Source organism: Aldersonia kunmingensis, from assembly GCF_001646865.1.
Taxonomy (GTDB): Bacteria; Actinomycetota; Actinomycetes; order Mycobacteriales; family Mycobacteriaceae; genus Aldersonia; species Aldersonia kunmingensis.
The window spans coordinates 1-25,113 of the sequence record NZ_LRRB01000232.1 but is presented as its reverse complement, the minus strand read 5'-3'; the positions used below and the strand labels follow the sequence as shown (position 1 = coordinate 25,113).

Sequence of the window (25,113 nt, the reverse complement as noted above, 5' to 3'; positions counted from 1 at the left end):
AGTGCTTGACCACTGCCCCCGGATCGGTCGTCGGCACGATGTTCAGCACGCCGGCGGGCAGGCCTGCTTCCTCGAGGATCCCCGCGAGCGCCAGCGCGGTGAGCGGCGTCTGCGGTGCCGGCTTGAAGACCATCGTGCAGCCCGCGGCCACCGCCGGACCGATCTTGCGGGTGCCCATCGCGAGCGGGAAGTTCCACGGCGTCACCAACACGCACGGGCCGACCGGCTCACGGGTGACGACGATGCGGTTCTTGCCGTCACCGGTGGTGGTGTGGTCGCCGCCGATCCGGACGGCCTCCTCGGAGAACCAGCGGAAGAACTCGGCGGCGTAGGCCACCTCCCCGCGGGCCTCTGCGAGCGGCTTGCCCATCTCCGCGGTCATCAGCTCGGCCAGCTCATCGGTGCGCGCCAGGATCAGCTCGTAGGCCCGGCGCAGGATGTCGCTGCGCTCGCGCGGGGCGGTGCGCGCCCAGTCGCGCTGGACGGCGGCAGCCGCGCGGATCGCACGCTCGGCGTCGTCCACCCCGCCATCGGCGACCTCAGCGATCGTCTGCTCGGTTGCCGGGTTGACCACCGCAAATGTGCGTCCCGACTCCGCGGGCGCCCACTTTCCGTCGATGTAGAGCTCCGTGGCGACTGCACCCTCGGTCACGGTCGATCCTCCTCGCGATCGGGGTCGAGCAGCTCCGCGAGGTGCATGGATGCCCCTCCGAGCTGATCGACCTGCATGCGACAGCTAAAACCGTCGGTCAGAACGGTTGTATCAGGCGGGCCATTTCGCAGTGCGGGCGCGAGTGCCTGTTCGGCGACCTGCATGCTCAGTTCGTAGTGCTCGGCCTCGAAGCCAAAGTTCCCGGCGACCCCGCAACAGCCGGTTGCCTCGGCCACCTCGGTCACACCGAGGCCCGTCAGCACTCGCCGCTGCGTGGCCGGTCCGAACGTCGCGTACTCGTGGCAGTGCGTCTGCACCGTCACCCGGGCCGGCGGCTCCCGACGCGGCCGCCAGCCGGTCGCAACGAGCTCGTCGACCGCAGTGGCGAAGCTGCGGACCCGCTCGGCTACCCGACGGGCGGCAGGCGTGTTCACGAGTTCCGGCAGATCCTTGCGCAGTGCGGCTGCGCAGCTCGGCTCGACCACCACGATCGGTGCGGTTCCGCCGTCATCGAGCCGCTCGACCGTCCGCGTGAGCACCTTTCGCGCCCTGCGCAATTGGCCGGTCGAGATCCAGGTCAATCCACAGCAGACATCGGACCGGCATTCGACGCGGCGGCCCGCATCGGCGAGCACGCGTTGCGCGGCGCCGGCGACCTGCGGGCGGAATGCCGCGGTGAAGGTATCGATGACGAGCACGGTGTCCGGGTCGGCGGCCGAGGGCGCGAGTTCCGCGCGGAGCCGGCCGCGCCGCGCGAACTGCGGCAATGCTCGTTCGGTAGTCAGTCCGGCCAGCCGCATACCGGCGGGCGCGATCCGGCTGCGCGCCAACCGGTTCACCACTGGTGCGGTCCGACCGGCCAGTCGTGCCCACGTCGGCAGCCAGCCCAGGCTGTAGTGCGACATCGGACGCCTGCGGCCGCGGTAGTGGTGGTCGAGGAACTCTGATTTGTACGTCGCCATGTCCACGCCGGTCGGGCAGTCCGTCGAGCACGCCTTGCACGAAAGGCACAGATCCAGCGATTCGCGCAGCGACTCCGAGCGCCAACCCGCTTCGACGCTCGGCGCGGTGCGGATCATTTCCTGCAGCACCCGCGCGCGGCCGCGGGTCGAGTCCTTCTCGTCTCGGGTGGCTCGATAACTCGGGCACATCACCCCGCCGCTGGTCGCCCGGCACCGCCCGACTCCGACGCAGCCCTGCGCCGCATGCAGCAGGGGCGCGACGCCGCGGCCGGAGCCGAGGTCGAATGTCGTGTCCCAACCGCGCGTATCCGTATGCGAGAGCGCGAGATCCGCCATCGCAGGGGCCGGGTCCACGATGCTGCCCGGGTTCAACAGCGCTTGCGGGTCCCACAGCTGCTTGAACTTCGCGAAGGCCGACATCATCTCGGCGGAGTACATCAGCGGCAGCACCTCCGAGCGGGCGCGCCCATCGCCGTGCTCGCCGGAAACCGAGCCACCGAACTGCACGCACATTCGCGCCGCACGCTCGAGAAACCGCGCCATCACGGCCCGTCCCTCGGCGGTGCGCTGATCGAAGTCGATGCGGACGTGCATGCAGCCCGCGCCGAAGTGCCCGTACATCACTCCAGTGAGTCCGAACTCATCGAGCAGCGCGCGGAACTCGACGAGGTAGTCGGCGAGGCGGTCCGGCGCTACCGCGGAATCCTCCCAACCTGGCCACGATTCGCCGCCACCGACGAGGCGAGCGGATAGCCCGGCCCCGTCCTCGCGGACCCGCCACAGCGACGCCCGCTCCCCCGCGTCATCGACGACACGGCCGTCGACCAACCGGCCGGCGGCACGCAGGCGATCCAGCAGGTCCGCCCCGCGGGCACGGACCTGGTCGCGGTCCGGCCCGTCGAGGTCGACATAGAGCCACGCTTCGCCCTCGGGCAGCCCGACTACCGCGTCGTCCCCGCGCCGATGCCGCATCGTGGCGACGATCGCGGAGTCGATTCCCTCGACCGCGGCAGGGTCGTACTCGAGGATCGTCGGAACATCCCGCGCGGCATCGACCACGTCCCGGTAGCCGAGGCTGAGCAGCATCGCAGCGGGCGGCACCGGCACGAGGGCGACAGTGGCCGCGGCAATCACCGCGCATGTGCCCTCGCTGCCCACCAAGGCCCGCGCAACGTCGAACCCGTTCTCCGGCAACAGGTGCGCAAGGTGGTACCCCGAGACCTGCCGCGGGATACGGCCGAGTTCGAGGCGGAACTGCGCAAGGTATTCGTCGGTCAGGACACGCATGGCATCCGACAGCGCCGCGGCCTTGGCAACTGCTGCGGGGTCACCTGGGTCGCTCGCGCGCAGTCCCGCGCGGTGTGCGGTGAGTCGGAATCCGTCTGCCGTGATGAGGTCGAGCGCGAGGACGTGATCGGAGGTGCGGCCGTACCGGACCGAGTGATTGCCGCAGGCGTCATTGCCGATCGCGCCGCCGACTGTCGCGCGGGACTTGCTCGACGGATCGGGGGCGAAGGTCAGCCGCCCGTCCGAGGCCCTGGAGACGGCGGCCTGCAGGTCGGTCAGCACGATCCCGGGTTCGACTGTCGCCGTGGCATTCTCGACGTCTATGTCGAGCACGCTGTGCATATGGCGTGAGAAGTCGATCACCACACCGGAGCCCACCGCATTGCCTGCCATCGAGGTGCCGCCACCGCGCGAGGTGATCGGCGCACCAACCGTGACGCACTCAGCGACAACTGCGGCAACCTCATCGGCATTGCGTGGGAAAGCAACCGCGGCCGGCACCACGCGGTAGTTCGAGGCGTCGTAGGCATACTCGGCGCGGCGACGGGGTGAGTCGTCGAGTTCGGCAGGCCGGGAGGCGAACTCGCTCGGCGGACGAGCCTCAGTCACTCAGGCCGACTTTCAGGGCGGCCGCGAGGCGAACCATGCCCTCGGTGATCTCGTCGGCATCGGCGATCAGGGCCGGCACGACGCGCACGACGTTGCCGTACCCGCCGCACGTGAGCAGCAGCAGACCTTGGTCCACCGCCGCGCGTTGTACGGCGAGCGCGGCCGCCTGGTCGGGTTCTCCTGCTGCCGTGGTGAACTCGATTGCCTGCATGAGCCCGAGCCCGCGCACATCACCGATTTGCGGGTAGTCGGCCGCCAATGCCGTCAGTGCCGCGCCGAGTTGTTCACCGCGCACCCGGGCGTTCTCGACCAACCCTTCTTCGCGCACCACGTCCAGCGTGGCAATGGCCGCCGCCGCGGCGACCGCGTTACCGCCGTACGTGCCACCCTGCGACCCGGGCCAGGCCTTCGACATGAGATCGGTCGGCGCCGCGATGGCCGAGATCGGGAATCCGCTTGCGAGCCCCTTTGCGGTGATCAGGATGTCGGGTGTGGCGGCGGAATGCTGGTAGCCCCAGAACTTTCCGGTACGCCCGACCCCCGCCTGCACCTCGTCGAGGATCAGGATGATGCCGTGCCGGTCCGCGCGCTCGCGCAATCCGTCGAGGAACCGTGGCGGGGTGGGTAGGTAGCCCCCGTCACCGAGGACCGGTTCGATGATGAAGGCGGCCGTGTCGGGGATGCTGGACACCGTCTGCAACAGGTAATCGAGCTCGCGCAGCGCGAAATCGACTGCGGTATCGACATCCCAGCCGTATCGGTATGCGTAGGGGAAGGGTGCGAGGTGCACTCCGGCCATCAGGGGTGCGAACCCGCTGCGGAATTTGGTGCCCGCGCTCGTCAGCGATGCCGCGGCCACGGTGCGTCCATGGAACCCACCGTGGAACGCGATGATGTTCGGACGTCCGGTTGCCATGCGCGCCAGGCGAATCGACGCCTCCACGGCCTCGGACCCCGAATTGGCGTAGAAGACGCTGTCCAGCCCGGGTGGCAGTACCTCCCCGAGTTTGTCGGTGAGCTCGAGCAGCGGCCGGTGCAGCACCGTCGTGTACTGCGCATGAATGATCGATCCCACCTGAGCGCGCGCCGCTTCGACCACCCTCGGGTGGCAATGACCCGTGCTTGTCACGCCGATGCCGGTGGTGAAGTCGAGATACCGGCGACCATCGACGCCATAGATCCAGCAACCCGCGGCGTGATCGACGACCACAGGGGTGGCCTGAGTGAGAACCGGACTCAGCCTCGTCATGCACCAATCGTCGGGGCGCACCGACAGATTGTCAACAATTTACAACCTGCCGTGTGCACCGCTACTGACCTGGCCCGGATGCACCGGACGTGGATCGTCAGTTTGTCGTGGTGATTGCCATTTCCGGTACCGATTTGTCGGCCGGTTCTTCGAGCACCGACTCCTCGACGGGATCGAGCCGGCCCTGGGACTCGGCCCGCATCTTGAGCAGGATGAGCCCGGACACCGACGCCACGATGAGGCACAGAACGGCCGGAATCACCTGCAGCCAGGCGATTCCGATGCCCGCACCAATAAGGCCGGCGCTGAACGCAAACCAGCCGATGGACTTCGAAACTACAGATGCCATTGGCCTAAACTTCCTCACGAAGGACGGTCAGGGGTTCTCAGTAGTTAACTTGCGCCACACAGGTTACGAGATGAACTGCGACCCACAGCGCTGCGACACGACGGTCACCAGCGCCGATACCAATCCGATACGTGGTTCGAGCACCCGAGGAGCCAGGTGACCATAGGACAGCGCCCGCGCGCAATAGTGATTGCGGCCTTTCTTGCGGCCGTGACACTCGCGGTCCCGGGCGTGGGAGCGGCCGCGCCGCTGTCGGTTCCGGTCACGGACCGCAATCCCGCGGTGCTCGGTGCCGCGTGGCAACCGCAGCCTCTCGGCGCCCAGGACGCACCGCAGCATCCGTACCTCGCGGCGAATAACGGCAGCAACATTCATCTGAACGCCTACCAGACCGATGCGAGCGATTTCCCCGGGCCGCTCGGCCGGCATCCGAACGTGACGTCGGCCGTCCTCGGCGGCGAAAGCGGCACGATCACCTTCGACTCGCACGGCCGCATCGTGACGATGGTGATTACGCCCGTGCAGAGTTTTCTAGAGGTCATCGATCCCGCGTCGCTGAACGTGATGTCCAGCTACGCCTTTCCGGCCTCGCTCGACCGGTTCAACCCGGACGGGACGGTCAACGTCGGCGGCGGCGGCTATTTCTACCTCGACAATGAAGACCGCGCGATCATCCCCACCCTCGATGGCAAGATCCACGCGATATCGGTCCACCCCGACGGCAGCTCGTCACTCGCTACGACCGTCGATGTGCGCCAGCATCTTCCGGCCGACAAGGATGTTCAGAGCACCCTGCCGGACTGGAACGGCCGAATCTGGTTCACCACCACGTCCGGCACGGTCGGCGTCATCACCGACTTCTTCGGCGCCCAACCACGGGTTGCGACAATCGCTCTCGGCGAGAGGGTCACGAAATCGTTTGCGGCCGACTCCGATGGCTCGATGTCGATCGTCAGCGACAAGGCACAGTACCGATTCGTCGCCGACGACACCGGGGCGCCGGTGGTCGACTGGCGGACCGAGTATCCGAACGACGGTGTGATCAAGCCTGGAAAGCTCTCTGCAGGAGCGGGTTCAACGCCAACGCTGATGGACGACCAGTGGGTCTCGACTACCGACAATGCCGACCCCGTCAACGTCGTCGTGTATCGCCGCGGTCCCGCTTCCGAAGGCGGCGGCAAAGAGGTGTGCCGGGTGCCCGTGTTCGGAAAGGGCAAGAGCGCCAGCTTCCAATCACTCACCTGGGCCGATGGCCAGCTACTGGTGGAGAACAACTACGGCTACCAGGGCATCCGGTCGACGCTCGGCGGAGTCAGCACCGTCCCGGGCCTCACCGCGATCCGTTTCGACAAGGCCACCGAGCGCTGCTCGGTCGCGTGGACCAATACCGAGGCCGGCACGCCGTCGGCGATCCCCCGTCTGTCGCTCGCAAACGGGTTGGTCTACACGGTGTCCAAGCCGCACGTGCCGGGTGGCCCGGACGATTGGTACCTCACCGCACTCGACTGGCGGACCGGGCGGATCGTCTACTCGCTGCGCTATGGATCGAGCCCGTTGATGAACAACAACTACACCGCAGTGACGCTGGCACCCGACGGCGCCGCGTTCATCGGCGTGCTCGGCGGACTGGTCAAGATCACCGACAACCCGTAGCCGGAACAAACGACCGGGGCGGAGCTGCCGTCGCAGCCCCGCCCCGGATTTCGTTCTACCGCTTCGGCCTTACAGTTCGACGCGGTCGTATTCACCGAGCCGCGCGGTGAGCAACTGCAGGTGCTCTCGCGCACCGCCGAGCGTCTGCTCAATCGCCGTCAGCCGGGCGACGTAATGCGAAACCGGGTACTCGGTGGTGATGCCGATACCACCGTGCATCTGAATCGCTTCCTGCCCGATATGCCGTGCGGAACGGGCGATCTGGAGCTTCGCGCGCGACGCGATGACCGGATCGACGCGGCCGTCCTCGAGGCACATCGTGAGGTACGTGCTCATGCTGCGAGCCAGCTCCAGCGAGACATACATGTCCGCGGCCCGCTGGGTCAGTGTCTGGAACTTGGCCAGCGGCACCCCAAACTGCTTGCGGGTCTTGAGGTACTCGGAGGTGAGGCGCAGTGCCTCCTCCATCGCCCCGATTGCCTCCGCGCACAAGGCATCCTGGGCGCGCACCTGGGCGGCCTCGATACGGGCGGTCGCATCCGTACCAGCCCCGAGGAGTTCGACAGCCGCGTCGGACATGTCGAGCTGTGCGGCCCGCTGTCCGTCATAGGTGCTGTAACCCGTGCGGACCACGCCGGTTGCGTTCGGATCGAGCAGGAAAAGCCCGATACCACCGTTCGGCAGCTTCGCGCTGACCACGATCGTGTCGGCGCAATCACCATGCAGCACAGGGTTTTTGCTCCCGGTCAGACGCCAGCCCGTGTCCGCCTGCACGGCCTTGGTGGCCACGCTCTGGTCCGGCCACCGCGTCCCTGGTTCGCGGTGCGCGAATGCCAGCAGGCTCGCACCCTCGGCCACCTGCGGCAGGATCTTGCGGCGTTGTTCCTCGCTACCGGCAGTGGCAATCAGCCAGCCCGGCACCAGCACCGAGTCGAGCAGCGGCTCCGGCGCGAGTCGGCGGCCGATCTCGGTGAACACCGCGGCGGTCTCTACCGGACCGGCGCCCATTCCGCCGTCCTCCTCGGCGAAACCGAGCCCCAGCAGGCCGATTTCGGCAAGCTGGCGCCACACATCGCGGTTCCAGCCGAGGTCGGTCTCGATGACTTTGTTGCGCTTCTCCGGGTCGTAGCTGCGGGAGAGCAGATCACGCGCGGTGTCGCGGAGCAGTTCCTGTTCTTCGGTCAGTTGGAAGTCCATGGCGCGTGCCTCACAATCCCAGGATCGTCGAGGCAATGATGGTGCGCTGCACCTCGTTCGATCCGCCGTAAATGGATACCTTGCGGTAGTTCAGGTAGGTCGGCGCAGTGCGCTGCGCCCATTCGGGCGAGGCGACCCCGAGGCCAGCCTTGTAAGGCAACGCATCCGGACCGGCGACCTCGAGCATCAGCTCTGTGGCCGCCTGCTGTAGCTCGCTGCCGCGCAGCTTCAGCACCGACGAGGCCGGATTCGGCTCACCCTTGGACGAACCCGCGACCACGCGCAGCTGCGTGAGCTCGAGCGCTAGCAGTTCGTTCTCGATTTCTGCAAGGCGCGATGCGAACAACGGATCATCGAGCAGCGAGCCGCCGCCGACCTTGGTGGCCGCGGCGCGCTCCTTGACCAGCGCGAGCTTGACCTTCGTGCGGCCGACACCGGTGATGCCGGTGCGCTCGTTGCCGAGCAGGAACTTCGCGTAGCTCCAGCCGCGGTTCTCCTCGCCGACCAACTGGTCCGCGGGCACCCGCACGTTCTCGAAGAACACCTCGTTGACCTCGTGGCCGCCATCGATCAGCTTGATCGGGCGGACTGTCAGGCCCGGTGAGTCCATCCGCATGAGCAGCATCGAGATACCCGCCTGGCGCTTCGGCGCGTTCGGGTCGGTGCGTACGAGGCAGAACATCCAGTCGGCATGCTGGGCAAGCGTCGTCCAGATCTTCTGGCCGTTGACGATGTACTCGTCACCGTCGCGCACCGCGGTGGTACGCAGCGACGCAAGGTCGGAGCCGGCATCCGGCTCCGAAAAGCCTTGGCACCACCAGATGTCGAGATTTGCCGTCGCAGGCAGGAAACGCTCTTTCATTTCCTGCGAGCCGAATTCGGCAATCACGGGCCCGATCATGCTCGCGTTGAAGGTCAACGGCTCGGGCACACAGGCCAGCTGCATCTCGTCGAGCCAAATGTGGCGCTGGGTCGGGGTCCAGTCCTTACCGCCCCATTCGACCGGCCAGTTCGGCACGGCGAGGCCGTTCGCATTGAGAATCCGCTGAGTGTTGACGAAATCGTCGCGACCCAACTCGAAGCCGTGGTGGACCCGTTCCCGGACCTCCACAGGGATCTCGGTGGTGAAGAAGGTACGAAGTTCGTCGCGAAACGCGATTTCCTCGTCCGTAAGCGCTAGTTGCATAGCCGGTTCCTAGGGTGTGTGGTTCCTTCTTGGCAACCTACTCCCCAGTCGGATGGCGCTTGGCCGCAACCGTCCACCGACTGGCTCGACTACGCTGATCGCTCAATGAGCGTTCACTTCGGAGTGCGATGACGTACTTCGCACTCGTGCGCCACGGCGAGACGGAATGGAATCGGCACGGCCGGCTACAGGGTTCCTCCGACGTGCCGCTCAATGACACTGGCCGCGCCCAAGCGCGTGAGGCGGCGCATCGGCTCGCCGCGAGCGACTGGGACGTGCTCGTAAGCTCGCCGCTCTCGCGCGCAGCCGAGACCGCCGACCTGATCGGCGCCAAGCTAGGGCTCACCAATAGCCCGATCTATCCGGACCTGCGCGAGCGCCACTACGGCGAAGCGGAGGGGCTGACCGACTACGAGGCGTACTACGAGTGGCCGCACGGCCTGTATCCCGGGCTCGAACCGCGGATCGAGGTCGCGCGGCGCGGGCTGCGGTCACTATCCGAACTGAACACCGAACATCCGGATTCGTCGGTCATCGTGGTGGCACACGGCGGCGTCATTCGAGCGGTTCTGGATGTGCTCTTGCAGACCGCTCGGTCGCCGCGCATTCTCAACGCGGGGGTCAGCACTGTCAGTGTCGACGAGGATGGCTACTGGCGCGTGCACAGCATCAACGGCATCGATATCAGCGGCTGATACGGCGGCATCGATCTGGACACCGACAGCGGAAGCCGATCTCGGGAGGGCGGTATGCGGATCGAGGCGAGGTTGAACGAGCTCGGCTTGGCGCTTCCCGCCGAGCCGGAACCGCCGCCGGGTTTCCAGTTCGCGTTCGAATGGGCTCGGGTCCTCGGCAATCGCGTCTACCTCTCCGGCCACGCCGCGCAGCATGCCGACGGCACGTTCGCCGGACCGTACGGACGCGTCCCGAGCGAGGTAAGCATCGACGATGCGATCGAGGCGGCCCACGCGACGGCACTGTCCATGCTTGGCACGCTGTCCCGCGAGCTCGGCGACCTCGACCGGATAAGTGCCTGGCTTACGGTGGCCGGTGCGGTCAACGCCGATCCGGGGTTCCCGCAGACAACCGTGATCGTGAACGGCTTCTCCGATGTCATCACCCAACTGTTCGGACCGCGGGTGGGCGGGCACGCCCGCACCGCATTGGGGTACTCCGCGCTGCCGATGAACAATGCCGTGCTGATTTCGGCAGAGGTCGAGATCGACGGATGAGCCCGGCGAGCGAGTAACATCCGTAACATGCGCAACACCCGTATCGTCGCGGCCGCGCTCGCGATCGGCGCCGCGGCCGCACTCACCGGCTGCGATTCCGGGTCGTCCTCGCCCGAGGCGACGGCGAGCACCGCGATAACGGAGGCGGCAGCGCCGTCGGGCAACGCAATAGACGGCGACGACATGGAATCCACCCCGACGAGCAACGCCCAACAGCGGGGCGACGCGTCGACGGATGCCGCGCTGTCGCTCGACGTCGTCAACTTCGGCCACCACGAGAACTACGACCGCGTCGTGTTCGTCCTCACCGGTCCCGGCACGCCTGGCTACCAGGTCGAGTACGTGGAGGAGGCAATACAGGACGGCAGCGGCAAACACATCGACATGGCCGCCAAGTCGATCATGCAGGTCCGCATCACCGGTGTCGCGTATCCATTCGAGTCGGGCGCGGCTCCCTACGACGGCGCGAACCCGTTACTGAATGCAAGCTCGGGTGTCGTCACCGAGTTGTACGTGGGCCAGCCGTACGAGGGCGCGCTCGACTCGTTTCTCGCCGTCGACGCGGAGCGGCCGCCCTTCCGCGTCAGTGTCCTGTCCGGCCCGACCCGGGTCGTGGTCGACGTCGCGAGCTGACCCCGTCGGCCGCGGTGCTGCTGGTAGGTTCTGCTCAATCCGAAGCGGGGATCAAGGAGCGAGATTGAGCGTCACCACCACGCGCGCAGCGGCCGCTGCCGTACTGACCGCTGCCGCCGCACTGACGATTGCCGCGCCGGCATCGGCAGCGCCCACCGAGAATGCGCTCCCCACCCAGGTCCGGGAAGGCCTTGCGGATCTGCGCGCCGCGGCCGGTGATTCGCTGCAATCGCGCTTGGCCGTGTCGGCCATCGAGATCGGCGCACGGACCAAGGCCGCTGGCACATACGCCCAATTCGCTTACGCTGCACCCACGTTCGGCTGCAACGGCGTTACGCTCACCGCGGCCAGCGGTTCGGGCGGCGCGGCGGGCACGCCGACCGCCACGGGACAACTCCGCTTCCAGGCCACGCCCGCCTACACCGGGTTCGCCACCGGTTCCGGCCTCAACGTGGCCTGGCTCAACGTCAACAACGGCGCGAGCGGTGTCGTACCGCTCGACGATCTCACCGAGTACAACCTGCCGGCGCTGGCCAAGGCCGTCGATTCCGGCCCCGGCAGCGTCGTCGCGGCACTGTGGGGCACCGTGACCTACCCGGCAGCGACATGCTTCGTCGCGCCGACCGTCGGACTGTTCAACGTGGAGCCCCCGACGCCGCCGTCGGCAGCGGGCTCCGCAGCGCCGGCCCCGGCGCCGTAGCGACAGCGGGCGGAATCAGCGATCCCGGTCCCGGAACTTCTTCTTCGGCTTACCGCTCGGGCGTTGCACCGGCGCGCCCGAGTCGCGCTGCAACTGAATGAGCTGTCCGCTGATCCGGGTGCGCCGCAACGCCTCCAACGTCTCATTCGATAGGTCCGCGGGCAGCTCGACGAGGCTGTGATCGGGCCGGATGCTGATGTGCCCGAAATCGCTGCGTCGCAGGCCGCCCTCGTTCGCGATGGCACCCACGATCGCACCGGGCACCACGCGGTGGCGCTTGCCCACGCTGATCCGGTAGGTGGCGAACTCGACACCGCCCTTGCTGTGGCGGGGCCCGGAATCGCGATCATGGTCGCGATCCCGATCGCGGAAACCGCGATCGCCCCGGTCGCCTCGGTCGCCCCGATCACGGTCGCGGAAGCCGCGGTCACCCTGGTCACGGTCATCGAACTTGCGCTCACGCCGCTCACGCCGCTCCGCTGCCGGCGGCTCGGGATCCATCAGAAAGTTGTCCGCGTCGCGCGACTGCACCGCGAGCGCCGCCGCGATATCGGCCAACGGGATGTCGTGTTCCTGTTCGTAGTCCTCGATCAGCTTCCGGAACAGCGACACGTGCGGCGAGGCGAGCGATTCGGTGATCGAGTCGGCAAACTTCGATACGCGCTGGGCGTTGACGTCCTCGACCGAGGGCAGCTGCATCTCATCGAGCGGATGGCGGGTTGCCCGCTCGATCGCCTTGAGCAGATGCCGCTCCCGAGGCGCAACGAACAGCAACGCCTGGCCTGCCCGGCCGGCACGCCCGGTGCGCCCGATCCGGTGCACGTACGACTCGGTGTCGTGCGGGATGTCGTAGTTGACGACATGCGAGATGCGTTCCACGTCGAGGCCGCGGGCCGCGACATCGGTGGCAACAAGGATGTCGAGCGCACCGGACTTCAACTGCCCGATGGTGCGCTCGCGCTGGGCCTGCACGATGTCGCCGTTGATCGCGGCGGCCGAGAACCCGCGGGAGCGAAGCTTTTCGGCCAATTCTTCAGTGGCCTGCTTGGTGCGGACGAAGATGATCATCGCCTCGAATTGCTCGACCTCGAGCACCCGGGTGAGGGCGTCGAGCTTGCGCTGATGGGACACCAGCACCCAGCGCTGCGAAATGTTCGTCGCGGTCGTGGTCTTGGACTTGACCGTGATCTCGACCGGATTGTGGAGATACTGCTTGGAGATCTTGCGGATCACCGACGGCATCGTCGCCGAGAACAAGGCGACCTGCTTGGTGTCCGGAGTGTCGGCGAGGATGCGCTCGACGTCCTCTTGGAAGCCCATTTTGAGCATCTCGTCGGCCTCGTCGAGCACGAGGTATTCGAGCTTGCTCAGATTGAGGCTGCCCTTTTCGAGGTGGTCGATCACGCGGCCGGGGGTGCCCACCACCACATGCGCGCCGCGGCGCAGGCCGTGCAGCTGAACGCCGTAGGCCTGGCCGCCGTAGATCGGCAGCACATGCAGATCCGGGATATGCGTGGCGTAGCGGCCGAACGCCTCGGCTACCTGGATCGCGAGTTCGCGGGTGGGCGCGAGCACCAGCGCGCGCGGTTCGCGGGCGGTCACGTCGAGCCGCATCAGAATCGGCAGCGCGAACGCGGCCGTCTTGCCGGTGCCGGTCTGAGCGAGGCCAACCACGTCGTTGCCGGCGAGAAGCGGTGGGATCGTGGCGGCCTGAATCGGCGACGGCGATTCGTACCCGACATCGGAGATCGCGGTGAGGACCTCGCCGCTGATGCCGAGATCGGCGAACGTCACGACCTGTGGCTCGGCTTCGCTGTCCGAACCGGCGTTATCTGGCAGGTCGTTGCCCTCGTTGGTGCTCATGTGACCTGGAGTTTAGTGCGTCCCGGCATCGCCGCCGACGTTTGGTGGCATTTCGGTATGAACGGCGTTTCCGGCATGAACCCTCGACACGCGGACGTCGTTGTGCCCTAACGTGAATGCGTGTCCAACACGCCTGACATTCGTCTCCCGATTGCCGTCGCACAGTTCGGCGCGACAACCGACAAGGCCGCCAATCTCGAAGAGATCCGCCGGCTCGCTATCGAGGCCGCCGAAGCGGGCGCTCGGCTCGTCGTCGCGCCGGAATACGCGATGTTCACCGACCGGAAGCTGGATCAATCGGCGGTCGCCGCGGCCGAGCCACTCGACGGACCGTTTGTGAGTGAGCTTGGCGCGATTGCGAAACAGCTGGCGATCCACCTCATTGCGGGCGTGAACGAGTCCGTGCCCGGCGAGGACCGGATCTGGAACACCCTGGTGGCACTCGCACCCGACGGCTCACTCGCGTCGGTGTATCGCAAGCTGCATCTCTATGACGCGTTCGGCTTCTCGGAATCGGCCGTGGTGCGGCCCGGCGACATCGTCGACGCGCCGACGTTCGGTATCGACGGCGTCACTGTCGGCCTGCAGACCTGCTACGACGTGCGGTTCCCCGAAGTGTCACGGCGGTTGGTGGACGCGGGCGCACAGTTGGTCGTGGTGTCGGCGCAATGGATCTCCGGTCCCCTAAAGGAAGATCACTGGTCAACGCTGGTGCGCGCGCGGGCAATCGAGAACACGCTCTACGTCGTCGCGTCGGCCCAGAGCCCGCCGAACGGCGCCGGCTGCTCGATGATCGTCGATCCGATGGGTGTGGTGCTCGCGAATCTGGGCGAGCGCACCGGCACCGCGAACGCCACAATCTCCAGCCAACGGGTCGCCGAGGTACGGCTGCGGAATCCGGCCTTGGAACTGCGACGGTTCCGCACGGTGTAGCCGGTTCGATCGGCGCGTTCGAGGCCGCGATTCGAGCGCATACCAGGAGTAATGTCCGATTCGATGGTCTACGCGAACCGCGTCGCGGCCGGTCGAGTTTTGGCAAAATGCCTCGGTCATCTGCGCGCGACGCATCCTCTGATCCTCGGGCTCCCTCGAGGCGGGGTTCCCGTGGCGTCGGCCGTCGCCGAAGCGCTCGACTGTGATCTCGACATCATCCTCGTCCGGAAGCTCGGCGTGCCGTGGCAGCCCGAACTCGCGATGGGAGCGATCGGCGAGGACGGCGCGAAGGTGATGAATACCGACGTGCTCGCACAAACCCGAGTGAGCGAGGAACAGGTCGCGGTGGTCGAGGCGCACGAGCGCGTCGAATTGGACCGGCGACTACGAGTGCTGCGCGGCGAGCACGACCGGGTGCCGTTGCGCGGCAGGACAGTCATCATCGTCGACGACGGAATGGCCACCGGCGCCACGGCCGCCGCCGCGTGCCGCGTCGCACGAGAGGCGGGCGCCGGCCGAGTCGTGGTCGCCGTTCCTGTGGCACCACCGGAGGCGATGCGGCGGCTGGGCGAAACCGCCGACGAAGTGGTTTGTCCTTCCACACCATTCGATCTCGGCGGAGTCGGCGCCGCTTATGCCGACTTCCACCAACTTTCGGACACGGAGGTGACGGATCTCCTGCATAAGTGAAATACAGGCAAAACAGTGGTAGCGGACAGGAAAAGCACCCCGCTATGTAGGCTGACTCAAGGTAGTGCGACGCTTTCTACCGATCAGTAACCCCTGGAGGGAGACCCGAAGATGCGCGAGTTCGAAGTGCCGGCGTCGTTCACGATTCCCGCGGACGTATCGATGGCGGACACTGTCTTTCGGTACGCGGCGGAATCCCCGTCGTTCGTGCCGTTCAAGGTGCCGAGCGGGGGCGGTGCGTGGTCCGATGTGACCGCCGCGCAGTTCGCCGCTGACGTTGCGGGTGTCGCGAAAGGCTTGATGGCCTCGGGCATCGAATTCGGTGACCGCGTGGCAATTATGTCCGCCACCCGGTACGAGTGGGTAGTCCTCGATTACGCCATCTGGACCGCCGGCGGATGCACCGTCGCAATCTACGAGACGTCCTCGAGCGAGCAGGCCAAGTGGGTTCTCGAAGACTCGGGGACAAAGATTCTCGTCATCGAGTCGCCTCGGCATCGAGCGACGATCGACGAAATAAGTGGCGGGCTACCGGATCTCAAGGAAATCCTGCAGATCGAGCCGGCGGACGACAAGCCAGGGGCAATCGCCGAACTCGTCGAACGCGGCCGGTCCGTCTCCGATGAAGACCTGGATGCCCGCCGAACTCAGGTCGGCGCCGACTCCCCGGCCACGCTGATCTACACCTCCGGCACCACCGGCCGGCCGAAGGGCGTGCAACTGACGCACTCGAACCTCTACGCAGAGGCGATCGGTGCCACCACAGCGCTCCACGATGCTCTGGCCGAGGGCAAGCGCACCCTGATGTTCCTGCCGCTCGCGCACGTTTTCGCGCGAGCCATCTCGGTCGGCGCATTCCAGGCGAAGGTGACCATCGGCCATACTTCGGACTGGACCACGCTGGTCGAGCAGTTCGCGGTGTTCAAGCCGCACTTCGTGCTGTCGGTACCGCGCGTGTTCGAAAAGGTGTACAACAGTGCCTCGCAAAAGGCGCACGACGAGGGCAAGGGCAAGATCTTCGACGCCGCCGCGGCGACCGCAATCGAGTGGAGTGAGGCGCAGGACAAGGGCGGGCCGGGGCTGGTGCTGCGGCTCAAGCACTTCGTGTTCGACAAGCTCGTCTACGGCAAGATTCGCGCCGCGCTCGGCGGCGAATGCGACCGCGCCGTGTCCGGCGGCGGCCCGCTCGGCCCGCGCCTCGGACACTTCTTCCGCGGCATCGGCGTACCGATCTTCGAGGGCTACGGCCTCACCGAGTCCACCGCCGCGGTGTCGGTGAACACCACCGAGAACATGCGCGTCGGCAGTGTCGGCCGCCCACTCGCCGGCCATGCAGCGAAGATCGCCGAGGACGGTGAACTACTCATCAAGGGTCCGGTGGTGTTCTCCGGATATTGGCACAACGACCAGGCCACTGCCGAGGAATTCCGCGATGGCTGGTTCAAGACCGGTGACCTGGGCGCGATCGATGAGGACGGGTTCATCACGATCACCGGCCGTAAGAAGGAGATCATCGTCACCGCCGCGGGTAAGAACGTCTCTCCCGCGACCCTCGAGGACAGGCTGCGCGCGAACTCGCTGATCAGCCAAGCGATGGTGGTCGGCGACGCGCGACCGTTCATCGGATGCCTGATCACGCTGGACCGCGAGGCACTGCCCGGCTGGAAGGAGCGTCACGGTATCGCCGCCGACGTGCCGATCAGCGAGCTGATCAAGAACGCGGAACTCGTCGCCGAGATCGAGAAGGACGTCGAGGACGCCAACAAGGCGGTTTCGAAGGCCGAGCAGATCAAGAAGATCCGCATCCTGGAAGAAGACTGGACGCAGGAAACCGGCGAACTCACTCCGAAGATGTCGCTGAAGCGTGCAGTCGTACTCAAGCAGTACGCCAACGACGTGGACGCGATCTACACGTAGTAGTCGCGCACGAACGACGAACTGGCCCGGGTCAGGCTGCCGGAGCGGCAGGCTTGTCCCGGGCCAGCGTCTTCCTGAAGACAATCAGCGGCAGTAGCAACTTCGCTGCGACCGACACCGCCCACACGATCACCGTGGCCAGGATCCAGGTATCGAATCCGCTGATCGACAGGCTGTCGGTGACGAGCGTCGTCACGATCAACGCCACCAGCGTGGCAACGAGTGCGGTGCTGCCGATCAGTGCCGGTGCGCGAGTCACCGCGGTCTGCCGGATCAGCGGCTGAATGACGACATCGATCAGGGTGTAAATCGCCACCGCGACGATGAAGCCCTCAGCTCCCATCGAGAAGCCGTCCAGGATTGCGTCGCCGACGATGAGCGCGACCGCATTCGCGATCAATGCCACGACGCTGGAGGCGATCAACCTCATCATGTCGCCAGCGTATCCGCAGAAGGCGCTGTCGGCCGGGCGATTCACACGTCCGGTGCTATCTCGCCGCGTTCTCCGCATGGTCGAGAATCCACTGCACGACATCGGCGGTGACCGTCGGCGCTATCGGCTCGTGCAACAGGTCGTGCCCGGCATCGACGTATTCGCGCAATTCGACATGCGGGTTAAGGCCGACCCACTCCCGGACGGCATCGATCGGCGCGAGCCGGTCGTCGACGCCGTGGACAGCCAGGATCGGCACGTCCGGCGCCGTCACCGCCGCTTCCGAGACCCGCTTCGGCGTTCCGCACAGAATGAGTCCATCGACCGGAGTCGCAGCGGGGGCGTTTTGTGCGGCAAGGGCAGTGGCCGCACCCAGCGAATGGCCCATCACGAAGATCGAGTGGCCGCTGACGGCCGCGAGTCCTACCAGCCGCTGCGCGTTCTCACCAAGATCGTCGACGGCCGGCGCCGTGGCCGGATCGCCCTCGGACAACCCGTGCCCGACGTGGTCGATCGCCCACGCCTCGATGCCGGAGCGGTTCAGCGCGCGCCCGAAGCGGTGATAGTCGCTGCTGGACTGACGGTAACCGTGCAGGAATACCACAACGGCGCGCGGCGACTCGGCCGACCACGTGCGGTAATGCACACGACCGGACACCCCTTCGATGAATGGCACCGCCACATTCTCGCGCACCGCTGTTGTGTCACCCGCGGGCTCTACAGTTGACGACGGCCGAGGCAGGGAGGGTGCGGGTGTTTCTGCTCGACGACACGGTGATCTACAGCGCCAGCGATCTGGCTCATGCCGCGCGATGTGAGTTCGGCTTGCTGCGCACGCTCGACGGCAAACTCGGGCGCATTCCCGTCGCCGCGGAGCCGCCGGACCCGATGCTCGAGCGCACCGCCGCACTCGGGTACGCGCACGAGCGCAGGCAACTCGACCGGTTCCGGGAGCAGTTCGGTGACGGCGTGGTCGAGGTGGGCCGGCCGGCCACCACCCGGGAAGCGCTGAGCGCGGCCGGCGCCGCCACTCTCGCCTATGCGCACTCCGGCACCGACGTGATCTACCAGGGCTGCTTCTTCGACGGGCGATTCCTCGGCTTCTGCGACTTTCTCGTCCGCGATGGCGAGCACTACACCGTCTACGACACCAAGCTCGCCCGGCAGGCCAAGGTCGAGGCACTGCTTCAGCTTGCCGCGTATGCGGAAGCACTGTCCGCCAATGGAATCGAGCCCGCGCCGGTCGTTCGCCTGCTGCTCGGCGACGGGACCGAGTCGGAGCACGTGCTCGGCGAGATCGCCCCGGTGCATGCCGCGCGGCGCCGCCGCCTGATCGAGATCCTCGATACGAGGCTTTCCGAGCCTCGGTTCATCGAGTGGTCCGATCAGCGGTATCAGGCGTGCGGCGCGTGCGAGTCCTGCACGCCCGAGATCGAGGCGAATCGGGACCTGCTGCTCGTGGCAGGGATGCGGGCCACATCGTGGGAGCGCCTCGCGAACGCGGGCATCACCACCATCGACGCGCTCGCCACCGCTACCGGCCCGGTGCCGGACCTCGCGGAACGATCATTCCGAAACCTTAAGGCACAGGCCGAGATTCAGCTGCGCAGCGAGGATTCCGGCACCACCAAATTCGACGTCTTCAATGCCGATGCCCTTGCCGCGCTGCCGCCCGCCGACCCCGGCGATATCTTCTTCGATTTCGAGGGTGATCCGCTGTGGACCGAATCGGTCTCACCGGATTGGGGGATCGAGTATCTGTTCGGCGTCGTCGAGCTCGGCGCGGACGAGGATCCTGCGTTCCGGCCGTTCTGGGCGCACGATCGTGCAGCCGAACGCGCGGCCCTCGTCGACTTCCTCGACTACGTCACCACGCGGCGCCGGAAGTACCCGAATATGCACATCTACCACTACGCGCCGTATGAGAAGACGGCACTTTTGCGGCTGGCCGGGCGGCATGGGGTCGGCGAGGAGATCGTCGACGATCTGTTGCGCGGCAACGTTCTTGTCGACCTCTACCCGATCGTGCGGAACAGTATTCGCGTCGGCGCGCGGTCCTACAGCCTCAAGAAACTCGAACCGCTCTACATGGGTGACCGGCTCCGCGCCGGGGACGTGACGAACGCCGCCGACTCGGTGGTGGCCTACGCCGACTACTGCGCGGCGCGCGATTCCGGGGAAACCGACCGGGCAGACGAGATTCTGCGCGATATCGCCGACTACAACGAATACGACTGCGTTTCCACGCTCGAGCTGCGCAATTGGCTACTCGATCACGCGGAGAAGGGACAGGTCGAGCACCGGCCTGTCACCGAGATCGAGGCGACGGAGGATGAGCGCGGGCCACTCGAGCGGGATCTGCGCGAATACGCCGGCGACCCGGGCGAGCGCAGCGCGGATCAGTCCGCGGCCGCGTTGATGGCCGCCGCGCTCGGCTACCACCGGCGCGAGCAGAAACCGTTCTGGTGGGCACATTTCGAGCGGCTCTCGCACCCGGTGGACGAGTGGTCCGACACTCGCGACGTACTCGTCGCGGCAAACGTTGTGGTGCAAAAGGATTGGTACAAGGAGGGGCGGCAACGCAATCTGCGCCGCGAGCTCGTGGTGACCGGGCAATTCGAGTCCGGCAGCGCGAAGGGCGATGTGAAGCTGCTCTACGACCCTCCGGTGCCGGATGGACTTTCCGACGAGGACGCGGACCCCACGCGTCGCATCTCTTCGGGCGCGAAGGTCGTGTCCTGCGATCTCGACACGGAGTTCGCGGATGTCGTGGTGGTCGAAGAAGTCCTGCGCACAGGCATCGAGCCGTACACCAACGCGCCCATGGCGATCGCGCCTGGCGATCCGATCAAGGCCAGGAGCCTCGAAGGCGCAATCGAATTCGCGGCCCAGCAGATGTGCGACGGACTCCCCTCGCTGCCCGAATGCGCTGCGGTGGACATCTTGCGCCGCCGCAATCCGCGCACGCGCAGCGGCAACGGCCTACCGCAAGTGCGAGACACCGATTACGCCCGCGCGATCACTGATGCTGTGCTCGAACTCGAGAACTCTTACGTCGCAGTGCAGGGTCCGCCCGGAACCGGCAAGACATATTCGGGTGCTCGCGTGGTCGCCGAACTCGTGCGCAAGCACCAGTGGCGCGTTGGAGTAGTCGGGCAGTCGCATGCGGTGATCGAGAACTTCCTCGACGGCGTCGTGAACGCGGGCATACCCGCGGAACTGGTCGCCAAGAACACTGCGGCACGGGCCGCAGAATGGACCCGCATCGAGAAGGACGGGTGCGGGCCGTTCCTGGACGCCGCCGTCGAGACCGGCTGTGTCATCGGTGGCACCGCATGGGATTTCACGAGCGAGAAGCGGGTCGGCCGCGGCTGCCTCGATCTGCTCGTCATCGACGAGGCCGGTCAGTTCTCGCTGGCCAACACGATCGCCGTCGGGGTGAGCGCAAAGAACCTGTTGCTACTCGGCGATCCGCAGCAGCTGCCCCAGGTCAGCCAGGGCACGCACCCCGAGCCGGTGGACACTTCGGCACTCGGCTGGCTCGCCGAAGGCCACGGCACAATTCCGATCGAGCGAGGCTACTTCCTCGAGCACACCTGGCGGATGCATCCGGCACTGTGCGAACCGGTTTCGCTGCTGTCCTACGAGGGCCGCCTGCACTCGCACGAGGCCGCAACCACGGCACGTGATCTGGCCGGACTGCCGCCCGGGCTACACACGGTTCTCGTCGACCATCGCGGCAACGCCACCGAATCCGTGGAAGAGGCGGACGAGATCGTCCGCCGTGCAAGCGAATTGCTCGGGACCGAGTGGACGCGGGACGGGAAGACGGCCCCGCTCGACCAGTCCGGCATCCTCGTTGTCGCTCCGTACAACGCGCAGGTGCAGCTGATCAGTGGGCGACTCGCGGAGGCAGGGCTGAACGACATCCTGGTCGGCACCGTCGACAAGTTTCAGGGACGGCAGGCACCGGTCGTATTCGTCTCGATGACCGCGTCCGCGGTGGAGGACATCCCCCGCGGCATGCCATTCCTGTTGTCCCGCAACCGGCTCAATGTCGCGGTGTCCCGCGCCATGTGGCAGGCGATCCTGGTGCGCTCCCGGCTGCTGACCGAGTACCTACCGGGCACACCCGACGGCCTGTCGGACCTCGGGGCATTCATGCGGCTGTGCGGCGACCCCACCGACTGAGGCGCTGGCCCCGCATGGCCCCGCGTCGCAGGGCACTCGGGGGTAGCTCGGCGTCCAAACGCGCACGACAAACCGGTGCAAAACTTCTTCCCGGGTGCAAAGTGTCGCACCCGTTTACACAATTCGCACCCGGGAAGCCGCCAAACGAGAGCGAATTGTGTTTGCTCCGGTGAGGAGCGCGATCGGCGGTCCGTCAGCCGAAGCACTTCCCCTCGCCGCGGTAGCTCGGGACCGCTGTCCGCGACCCATCCTCATCGATGAGGTACACCCGATCGAACCGTTCGCACAGCTCGCCGGCCTTCGCGTGCCGGAACCACACCCGGTCACCCACGGCCAAGTCTCCTGCGGCGCCACCGGTCAACGGCGTCTGGACCTCGCCGGCGCCCTCGCTGCCGATCAGCTTCATACCGGCCGGCCACACCGGCCGCGGCACCCGCGACTTCCCTGCCGGTCCGGACGCGATGTACCCGCCGGAGAACACCGTGGCGATCCCCTTGGCCGGTCTCCGCAGGGCGGGAGCCGCGAAGTACATCGCCGGATGCGGGACGAAGCTGCGGTAGTCGTCGAACAGCGTCGGCACATATAGCCCCGAACCGGCGGTCACCTCGGTCACGACGTCGTCGGCGATGCTCACCTCGATCGAACCGCTGCCGCCGCTGTTGACGATCTCGAGTGGTCCGGCCACCTCGCGTACTGCGGCGACGACCGCGCCCCGGCGGTGCAGCATGTCCCGCGCCGACGCCCGCTTCATCTGGCGCACGGCGAACGACGAATCGGGCAAGCCCGCGATCTGCGCCTCGTAGGTCATCACCCCGACGACGTCGAATCCGCGGTCGATGGCTGCGCGGGCAAGCGCGGCGGCCTCTTCAGGGGTGCGGACCGGGGAGCGGCGCACACCGAGATGCAGCGGTCCGATGCGCAACGACGCGTCCACATCGATGCAGATCCGTGGGCGCACGTCGGCATCGCCAATCGATCCGCGGATCAGGCTCAGCTGGTCGACATCGTCGACCATGAGCACGATCGCGGCGACACAGGCCGGGTCGGCCGCGTAGTCGCGCAAGGCGCTGCGATCGACAGTCGGATATCCCATCAGGATGTCGGTCTGGCCCGTGCTGACGAGCCAAATCGCTTCGCGCAGTGCGTAACTCATGACGCCGCGGAATCCGCCGGACCCCGTGCGTGCCACGACTTTCCCTGGCGCGAGGACCTCCTCGAGCACCGCCCGGCAACGAACCGATTTGCTCGCGACCCGGACCGGAACCGGCCCTGCCCGGCGAATCAGATCCTCCGCATTCGCCCGCAGCGTCGGCAGGTCGACTGCCGCGAGGGGCGGATCGAGATCGGCCGTCGCCCGCGTCAACCGCTCGATCACGGTGTTTGCCGAACGAGTGCGCGCCTTACGCGTTGCCGTCACCGGTACCCCCGACCCTTCTGCCAACGGACCCCATCGTCCCGGCAAGTGAACCACCTGCCCTGTCGATGGTCCATCATCGCTACCGCCGCCCGGCGCTACCCTTGCGGAGTGCGGATGATCGGTCTGCGTGCCCTGAGCGGCACCGTCTCGGCGCTGGTACTTCTCGGCGTGGCGGAACTGCTCGCCCTCGGGTTCGGCGAGTACAGCTCCCCGCTGCGTGCCCTCGGATCGGCAGTCGTCGACCACACTCCCGACGGTGTCCGCGAATCGGTCATCGACACGTTCGGCACCAACGACAAGCTTGTGCTCTACGTGTGCATGGCTGTGGCTGCGATCGTTCTCGCTGCCGTTGCAGGCATCGTCGAGCGGATAACACGCCCAATCGGTTCCGTGCTCTTCGCGGCGATGAGCGTATTCGCGGCATGGGCATCTGTGAGCCGCGCGGACACCGGCTGGGCGGGCGCCATCCCGGTGCTCGCTGGCGCGGTGGCCGGGATCGCAACGCTGCGCGCCCTCGTCCGGCGCCTGGAACCTGCCGAGCCGTGCCCGCCGACGCGCGGCGGGACGACCTCTGTCGAACGACGCGAATTCCTGAATCTCGCGATCGGTCTGGGCGCAGCGGGTGTGGTCGCTGGCGTGCTCGGCCGCTGGATCGGGTCCCGGATGCGTGATGTCAGCGGAAATCGTGCCGAGGTTGTATTGCCTGCCGCAAAAGATGTCGGAGCAGCGATCCCCGAGGGCGCCGACCTGCGTGTTCCCGGGTTGGCGAGCTACATCACCGACAACAGCGAGTTCTACCGCATCGACACGGCGCTGGTCGTGCCGCAGGTGTCCACGCAGGAGTGGTCGCTGCGCATCCACGGCATGGTCGACCGCGAGATCACCCTGTACTGGGACGACCTCGCCACCCGGCCCACGGTCGAACGAACAGTCACTCTGACCTGCGTGTCCAACCCGGTCGGCGGTGACCTCGTCGGCAATGCGACATGGCTGGGATACCGGCTTGCCGAACTGCTCGCCGAGGCCGGGCCGAGCCCGGACGCCGACATGGTGCTCTCCCGCAGCTTCGACGGCTTCACCGCGGGCAGCCCGCTCGAAGTGCTCACCGATGGGCGGGACGCGATGCTCGCGGTCGGGATGAACGGTGAGCCGCTGCCGATCCCGCACGGGTACCCCGCGCGACTGGTGGTGCCGGGACTGTACGGATACGTGTCTGCGACTAAATGGGTGACCGAACTCGAGGTCACCCGATTCGACCGCGCCGAGGCGTACTGGACCCAGCGCGGATGGTCGGCGCGCGGGCCGATCAAGACCGCCTCACGGATCGACACACCGCGAGGCTCGGCAAAGCTCCAGCCCGGCAGCGTCATCATCGCCGGCGTCGCGTGGGCGCAGAATCGCGGCATCTCGGCCGTCGAAGTTCAGGTGGACGACGGTGATTGGCGTCCGGCCAAGCTGTCGGAGATGTACTCCAAGGACACCTGGCGGCAGTGGGCCTACGAATGGGATGCGACGCCCGGCCCGCACACCCTGCGTGCCCGAGCGACCGATGGAACCGGCGAGGTACAGACCGCCGACGTAGTCGACGTGATCCCCGACGGCGCCACGGGATACCCCGCGGTGTTCGTCAAAGTCTCGGACTAGGCGCCGGGTCAGCGCGCACCGATTGCCGCGAGCGCGCACGCCCAGACATGCGCGGCCGCCCGAAAGGGTGCGCGTCGACCCGGTGGTGCCCGCGCTCACCGCCGAAGGGTGTGTCCGGGCCGGGCGCTAATGTCGGAGCGTGACCCGAGCAGATACATCCACGCACGATCAGTTCAGGCTTTCGGGTGCGTGGAACTTCCGCGACCTCGGCGGCCTTCGCACCGACGACGGCGCGTCGATCGCACCCGGACTGGTGTTCCGGTCATCCCACCTGGCGCTGCTCGACGTGGCTGGGCAGCGGTCGCTGGCCGAGATC

21 protein-coding genes are annotated in these 25,113 nt (G+C 66.9%); 11 read left to right on the top strand and 10 right to left on the bottom strand.

The features are described 5' to 3' along the window. The 4 genes from A8G08_RS18410 to A8G08_RS18395 all read right to left on the bottom strand — a co-directional run. Positions 1-652, bottom strand: a 652-nt coding sequence (locus tag A8G08_RS18410; protein WP_157108642.1) for an aldehyde dehydrogenase family protein, incomplete at its 3' end; no start/stop codon positions are given. After that, positions 649-3,510: an FAD-binding and (Fe-S)-binding domain-containing protein gene (locus A8G08_RS18405; protein WP_068277326.1), complete on the bottom strand. Its 2,862-nt coding sequence runs from the start codon at positions 3,508-3,510 to the stop codon at positions 649-651. The genes A8G08_RS18410 and A8G08_RS18405, both read right to left, overlap by 4 nt. After that, positions 3,503-4,759 (bottom strand): aspartate aminotransferase family protein, encoded by a 1,257-nt coding sequence (locus A8G08_RS18400; protein ID WP_068277324.1) that lies wholly within the window; start codon positions 4,757-4,759, stop codon positions 3,503-3,505. The genes A8G08_RS18405 and A8G08_RS18400 overlap by 8 nt, the downstream gene beginning before the upstream one ends. A gap of 97 nt (positions 4,760-4,856) precedes the next feature. Next, the gene (locus A8G08_RS18395; RefSeq protein WP_068277323.1) at positions 4,857-5,108 is read right to left on the bottom strand and encodes a hypothetical protein; all 252 of its coding nucleotides are present in this window, start codon (positions 5,106-5,108) and stop codon (positions 4,857-4,859) included. Between the two features lie 156 nt (positions 5,109-5,264). On the opposite strand from A8G08_RS18395, the gene A8G08_RS18390 reads away from it, so the two are divergent. Further along, positions 5,265-6,761, top strand: a complete 1,497-nt coding sequence (locus A8G08_RS18390) for a hypothetical protein (RefSeq protein ID WP_157108641.1) — start codon at positions 5,265-5,267, stop codon at positions 6,759-6,761. Positions 6,762-6,830: 69 nt separating this feature from the next. Here the strand turns inward: A8G08_RS18390 and A8G08_RS18385 are convergent, their stop codons facing one another. Together A8G08_RS18385 and A8G08_RS18380 are read right to left on the bottom strand one after the other, a co-directional pair. Next, positions 6,831-7,958, bottom strand: coding sequence for an acyl-CoA dehydrogenase family protein (locus A8G08_RS18385; protein ID WP_068277317.1), 1,128 nt, complete (start codon positions 7,956-7,958; stop codon positions 6,831-6,833). A 10-nt stretch (positions 7,959-7,968) separates the two neighbouring features. Continuing rightward, positions 7,969-9,144: an acyl-CoA dehydrogenase family protein gene (locus A8G08_RS18380; protein ID WP_068277314.1), complete on the bottom strand. Its 1,176-nt coding sequence runs from the start codon at positions 9,142-9,144 to the stop codon at positions 7,969-7,971. A gap of 128 nt (positions 9,145-9,272) precedes the next feature. Here A8G08_RS18380 and A8G08_RS18375 point away from each other — a divergent pair, with 128 nt between their 5' ends. From A8G08_RS18375 to A8G08_RS18360, 4 genes are all read left to right on the top strand, one after another. After that, positions 9,273-9,839 carry a histidine phosphatase family protein gene (locus A8G08_RS18375; protein WP_068277312.1) on the top strand — a complete coding sequence of 189 codons (567 nt, stop codon included), beginning with the start codon at positions 9,273-9,275 and terminating at the stop codon, positions 9,837-9,839. 54 nt (positions 9,840-9,893) lie between these two features. Next, a complete protein-coding gene (locus tag A8G08_RS18370; protein WP_068277311.1) occupies positions 9,894-10,376 on the top strand; it encodes a RidA family protein in 483 nt (160 codons plus the stop codon). 27 nt (positions 10,377-10,403) lie between these two features. Further along, complete coding sequence (locus A8G08_RS18365) at positions 10,404-11,009, top strand: AMIN-like domain-containing (lipo)protein (protein WP_068277308.1); 606 nt, start codon at positions 10,404-10,406, stop codon at positions 11,007-11,009. 64 nt (positions 11,010-11,073) lie between these two features. Continuing rightward, entirely contained in the window at positions 11,074-11,709 is a 636-nt protein-coding gene (locus A8G08_RS18360) for a hypothetical protein (protein WP_068277306.1), read from the top strand. Positions 11,710-11,724: 15 nt separating this feature from the next. Here A8G08_RS18360 and A8G08_RS18355 read toward each other — a convergent pair whose 3' ends face one another. Beyond that, complete coding sequence (locus A8G08_RS18355) at positions 11,725-13,572, bottom strand: DEAD/DEAH box helicase (protein WP_068277303.1); 1,848 nt, start codon at positions 13,570-13,572, stop codon at positions 11,725-11,727. A gap of 120 nt (positions 13,573-13,692) precedes the next feature. Here A8G08_RS18355 and A8G08_RS18350 point away from each other — a divergent pair, with 120 nt between their 5' ends. The 3 genes from A8G08_RS18350 to A8G08_RS18340 all read left to right on the top strand — a co-directional run bounded on the left by A8G08_RS18350 (position 13,693) and on the right by A8G08_RS18340 (position 17,112). Then, complete coding sequence (locus A8G08_RS18350) at positions 13,693-14,505, top strand: carbon-nitrogen hydrolase family protein (protein ID WP_245672888.1); 813 nt, start codon at positions 13,693-13,695, stop codon at positions 14,503-14,505. Between the two features lie 63 nt (positions 14,506-14,568). After that, complete coding sequence (locus A8G08_RS18345) at positions 14,569-15,195, top strand: phosphoribosyltransferase (RefSeq protein WP_068277341.1); 627 nt, start codon at positions 14,569-14,571, stop codon at positions 15,193-15,195. 111 nt (positions 15,196-15,306) lie between these two features. Beyond that, positions 15,307-17,112, top strand: a complete 1,806-nt coding sequence (locus tag A8G08_RS18340) for an AMP-dependent synthetase/ligase (RefSeq protein ID WP_068277300.1) — start codon at positions 15,307-15,309, stop codon at positions 17,110-17,112. Positions 17,113-17,143: 31 nt separating this feature from the next. Here the strand turns inward: A8G08_RS18340 and A8G08_RS18335 are convergent, their stop codons facing one another. Further along, positions 17,144-17,545 (bottom strand): phage holin family protein, encoded by a 402-nt coding sequence (locus tag A8G08_RS18335; protein WP_068277334.1) that lies wholly within the window; start codon positions 17,543-17,545, stop codon positions 17,144-17,146. 55 nt (positions 17,546-17,600) lie between these two features. Next, complete coding sequence (locus A8G08_RS18330) at positions 17,601-18,221, bottom strand: alpha/beta hydrolase (protein WP_084436493.1); 621 nt, start codon at positions 18,219-18,221, stop codon at positions 17,601-17,603. Between the two features lie 77 nt (positions 18,222-18,298). Between A8G08_RS18330 and A8G08_RS18325 the strand changes: the two genes are divergently transcribed. Beyond that, positions 18,299-21,736, top strand: coding sequence for a TM0106 family RecB-like putative nuclease (locus tag A8G08_RS18325; protein ID WP_068277329.1), 3,438 nt, complete (start codon positions 18,299-18,301; stop codon positions 21,734-21,736). 193 nt (positions 21,737-21,929) lie between these two features. Here the strand turns inward: A8G08_RS18325 and A8G08_RS18320 are convergent, their stop codons facing one another. Next, entirely contained in the window at positions 21,930-23,153 is a 1,224-nt protein-coding gene (locus tag A8G08_RS18320) for an alanine racemase (protein WP_425394582.1), read from the bottom strand. A gap of 114 nt (positions 23,154-23,267) precedes the next feature. Here A8G08_RS18320 and A8G08_RS18315 point away from each other — a divergent pair, with 114 nt between their 5' ends. Together A8G08_RS18315 and A8G08_RS26795 are read left to right on the top strand one after the other, a co-directional pair. Continuing rightward, positions 23,268-24,797: a molybdopterin-dependent oxidoreductase gene (locus A8G08_RS18315; RefSeq protein ID WP_068277294.1), complete on the top strand. Its 1,530-nt coding sequence runs from the start codon at positions 23,268-23,270 to the stop codon at positions 24,795-24,797. A 139-nt stretch (positions 24,798-24,936) separates the two neighbouring features. After that, positions 24,937-25,113: tyrosine-protein phosphatase (locus tag A8G08_RS26795; RefSeq protein ID WP_187344487.1), on the top strand; the 177-nt coding region annotated here is incomplete at its 3' end.

Bases quoted from the DNA above. Each gene is read 5' to 3' on its own strand.
- A8G08_RS18365 (WP_068277308.1), top strand. From the start codon at position 10,404: ATGCGCAACACCCGTATCGTCGCGGCCGCGCTCGCGATCGGCGCCGCG.
- A8G08_RS18340 (WP_068277300.1), top strand. From the start codon at position 15,307: ATGCGCGAGTTCGAAGTGCCGGCGTCGTTCACGATTCCCGCGGACGTA.
- A8G08_RS18355 (WP_068277303.1), bottom strand. From the start codon at position 13,572: ATGAGCACCAACGAGGGCAACGACCTGCCAGATAACGCCGGTTCGGAC.
- A8G08_RS18315 (WP_068277294.1), top strand. From the start codon at position 23,268: ATGATCGGTCTGCGTGCCCTGAGCGGCACCGTCTCGGCGCTGGTACTT.
- A8G08_RS18335 (WP_068277334.1), bottom strand. From the start codon at position 17,545: ATGATGAGGTTGATCGCCTCCAGCGTCGTGGCATTGATCGCGAATGCG.
- A8G08_RS18370 (WP_068277311.1), top strand. From the start codon at position 9,894: ATGCGGATCGAGGCGAGGTTGAACGAGCTCGGCTTGGCGCTTCCCGCC.
- A8G08_RS18380 (WP_068277314.1), bottom strand. From the start codon at position 9,144: ATGCAACTAGCGCTTACGGACGAGGAAATCGCGTTTCGCGACGAACTT.
- A8G08_RS18375 (WP_068277312.1), top strand. From the start codon at position 9,273: ATGACGTACTTCGCACTCGTGCGCCACGGCGAGACGGAATGGAATCGG.
- A8G08_RS18345 (WP_068277341.1), top strand. From the start codon at position 14,569: ATGGTCTACGCGAACCGCGTCGCGGCCGGTCGAGTTTTGGCAAAATGC.
- A8G08_RS18385 (WP_068277317.1), bottom strand. From the start codon at position 7,958: ATGGACTTCCAACTGACCGAAGAACAGGAACTGCTCCGCGACACCGCG.
- A8G08_RS18400 (WP_068277324.1), bottom strand. From the start codon at position 4,759: ATGACGAGGCTGAGTCCGGTTCTCACTCAGGCCACCCCTGTGGTCGTC.
- A8G08_RS18395 (WP_068277323.1), bottom strand. From the start codon at position 5,108: ATGGCATCTGTAGTTTCGAAGTCCATCGGCTGGTTTGCGTTCAGCGCC.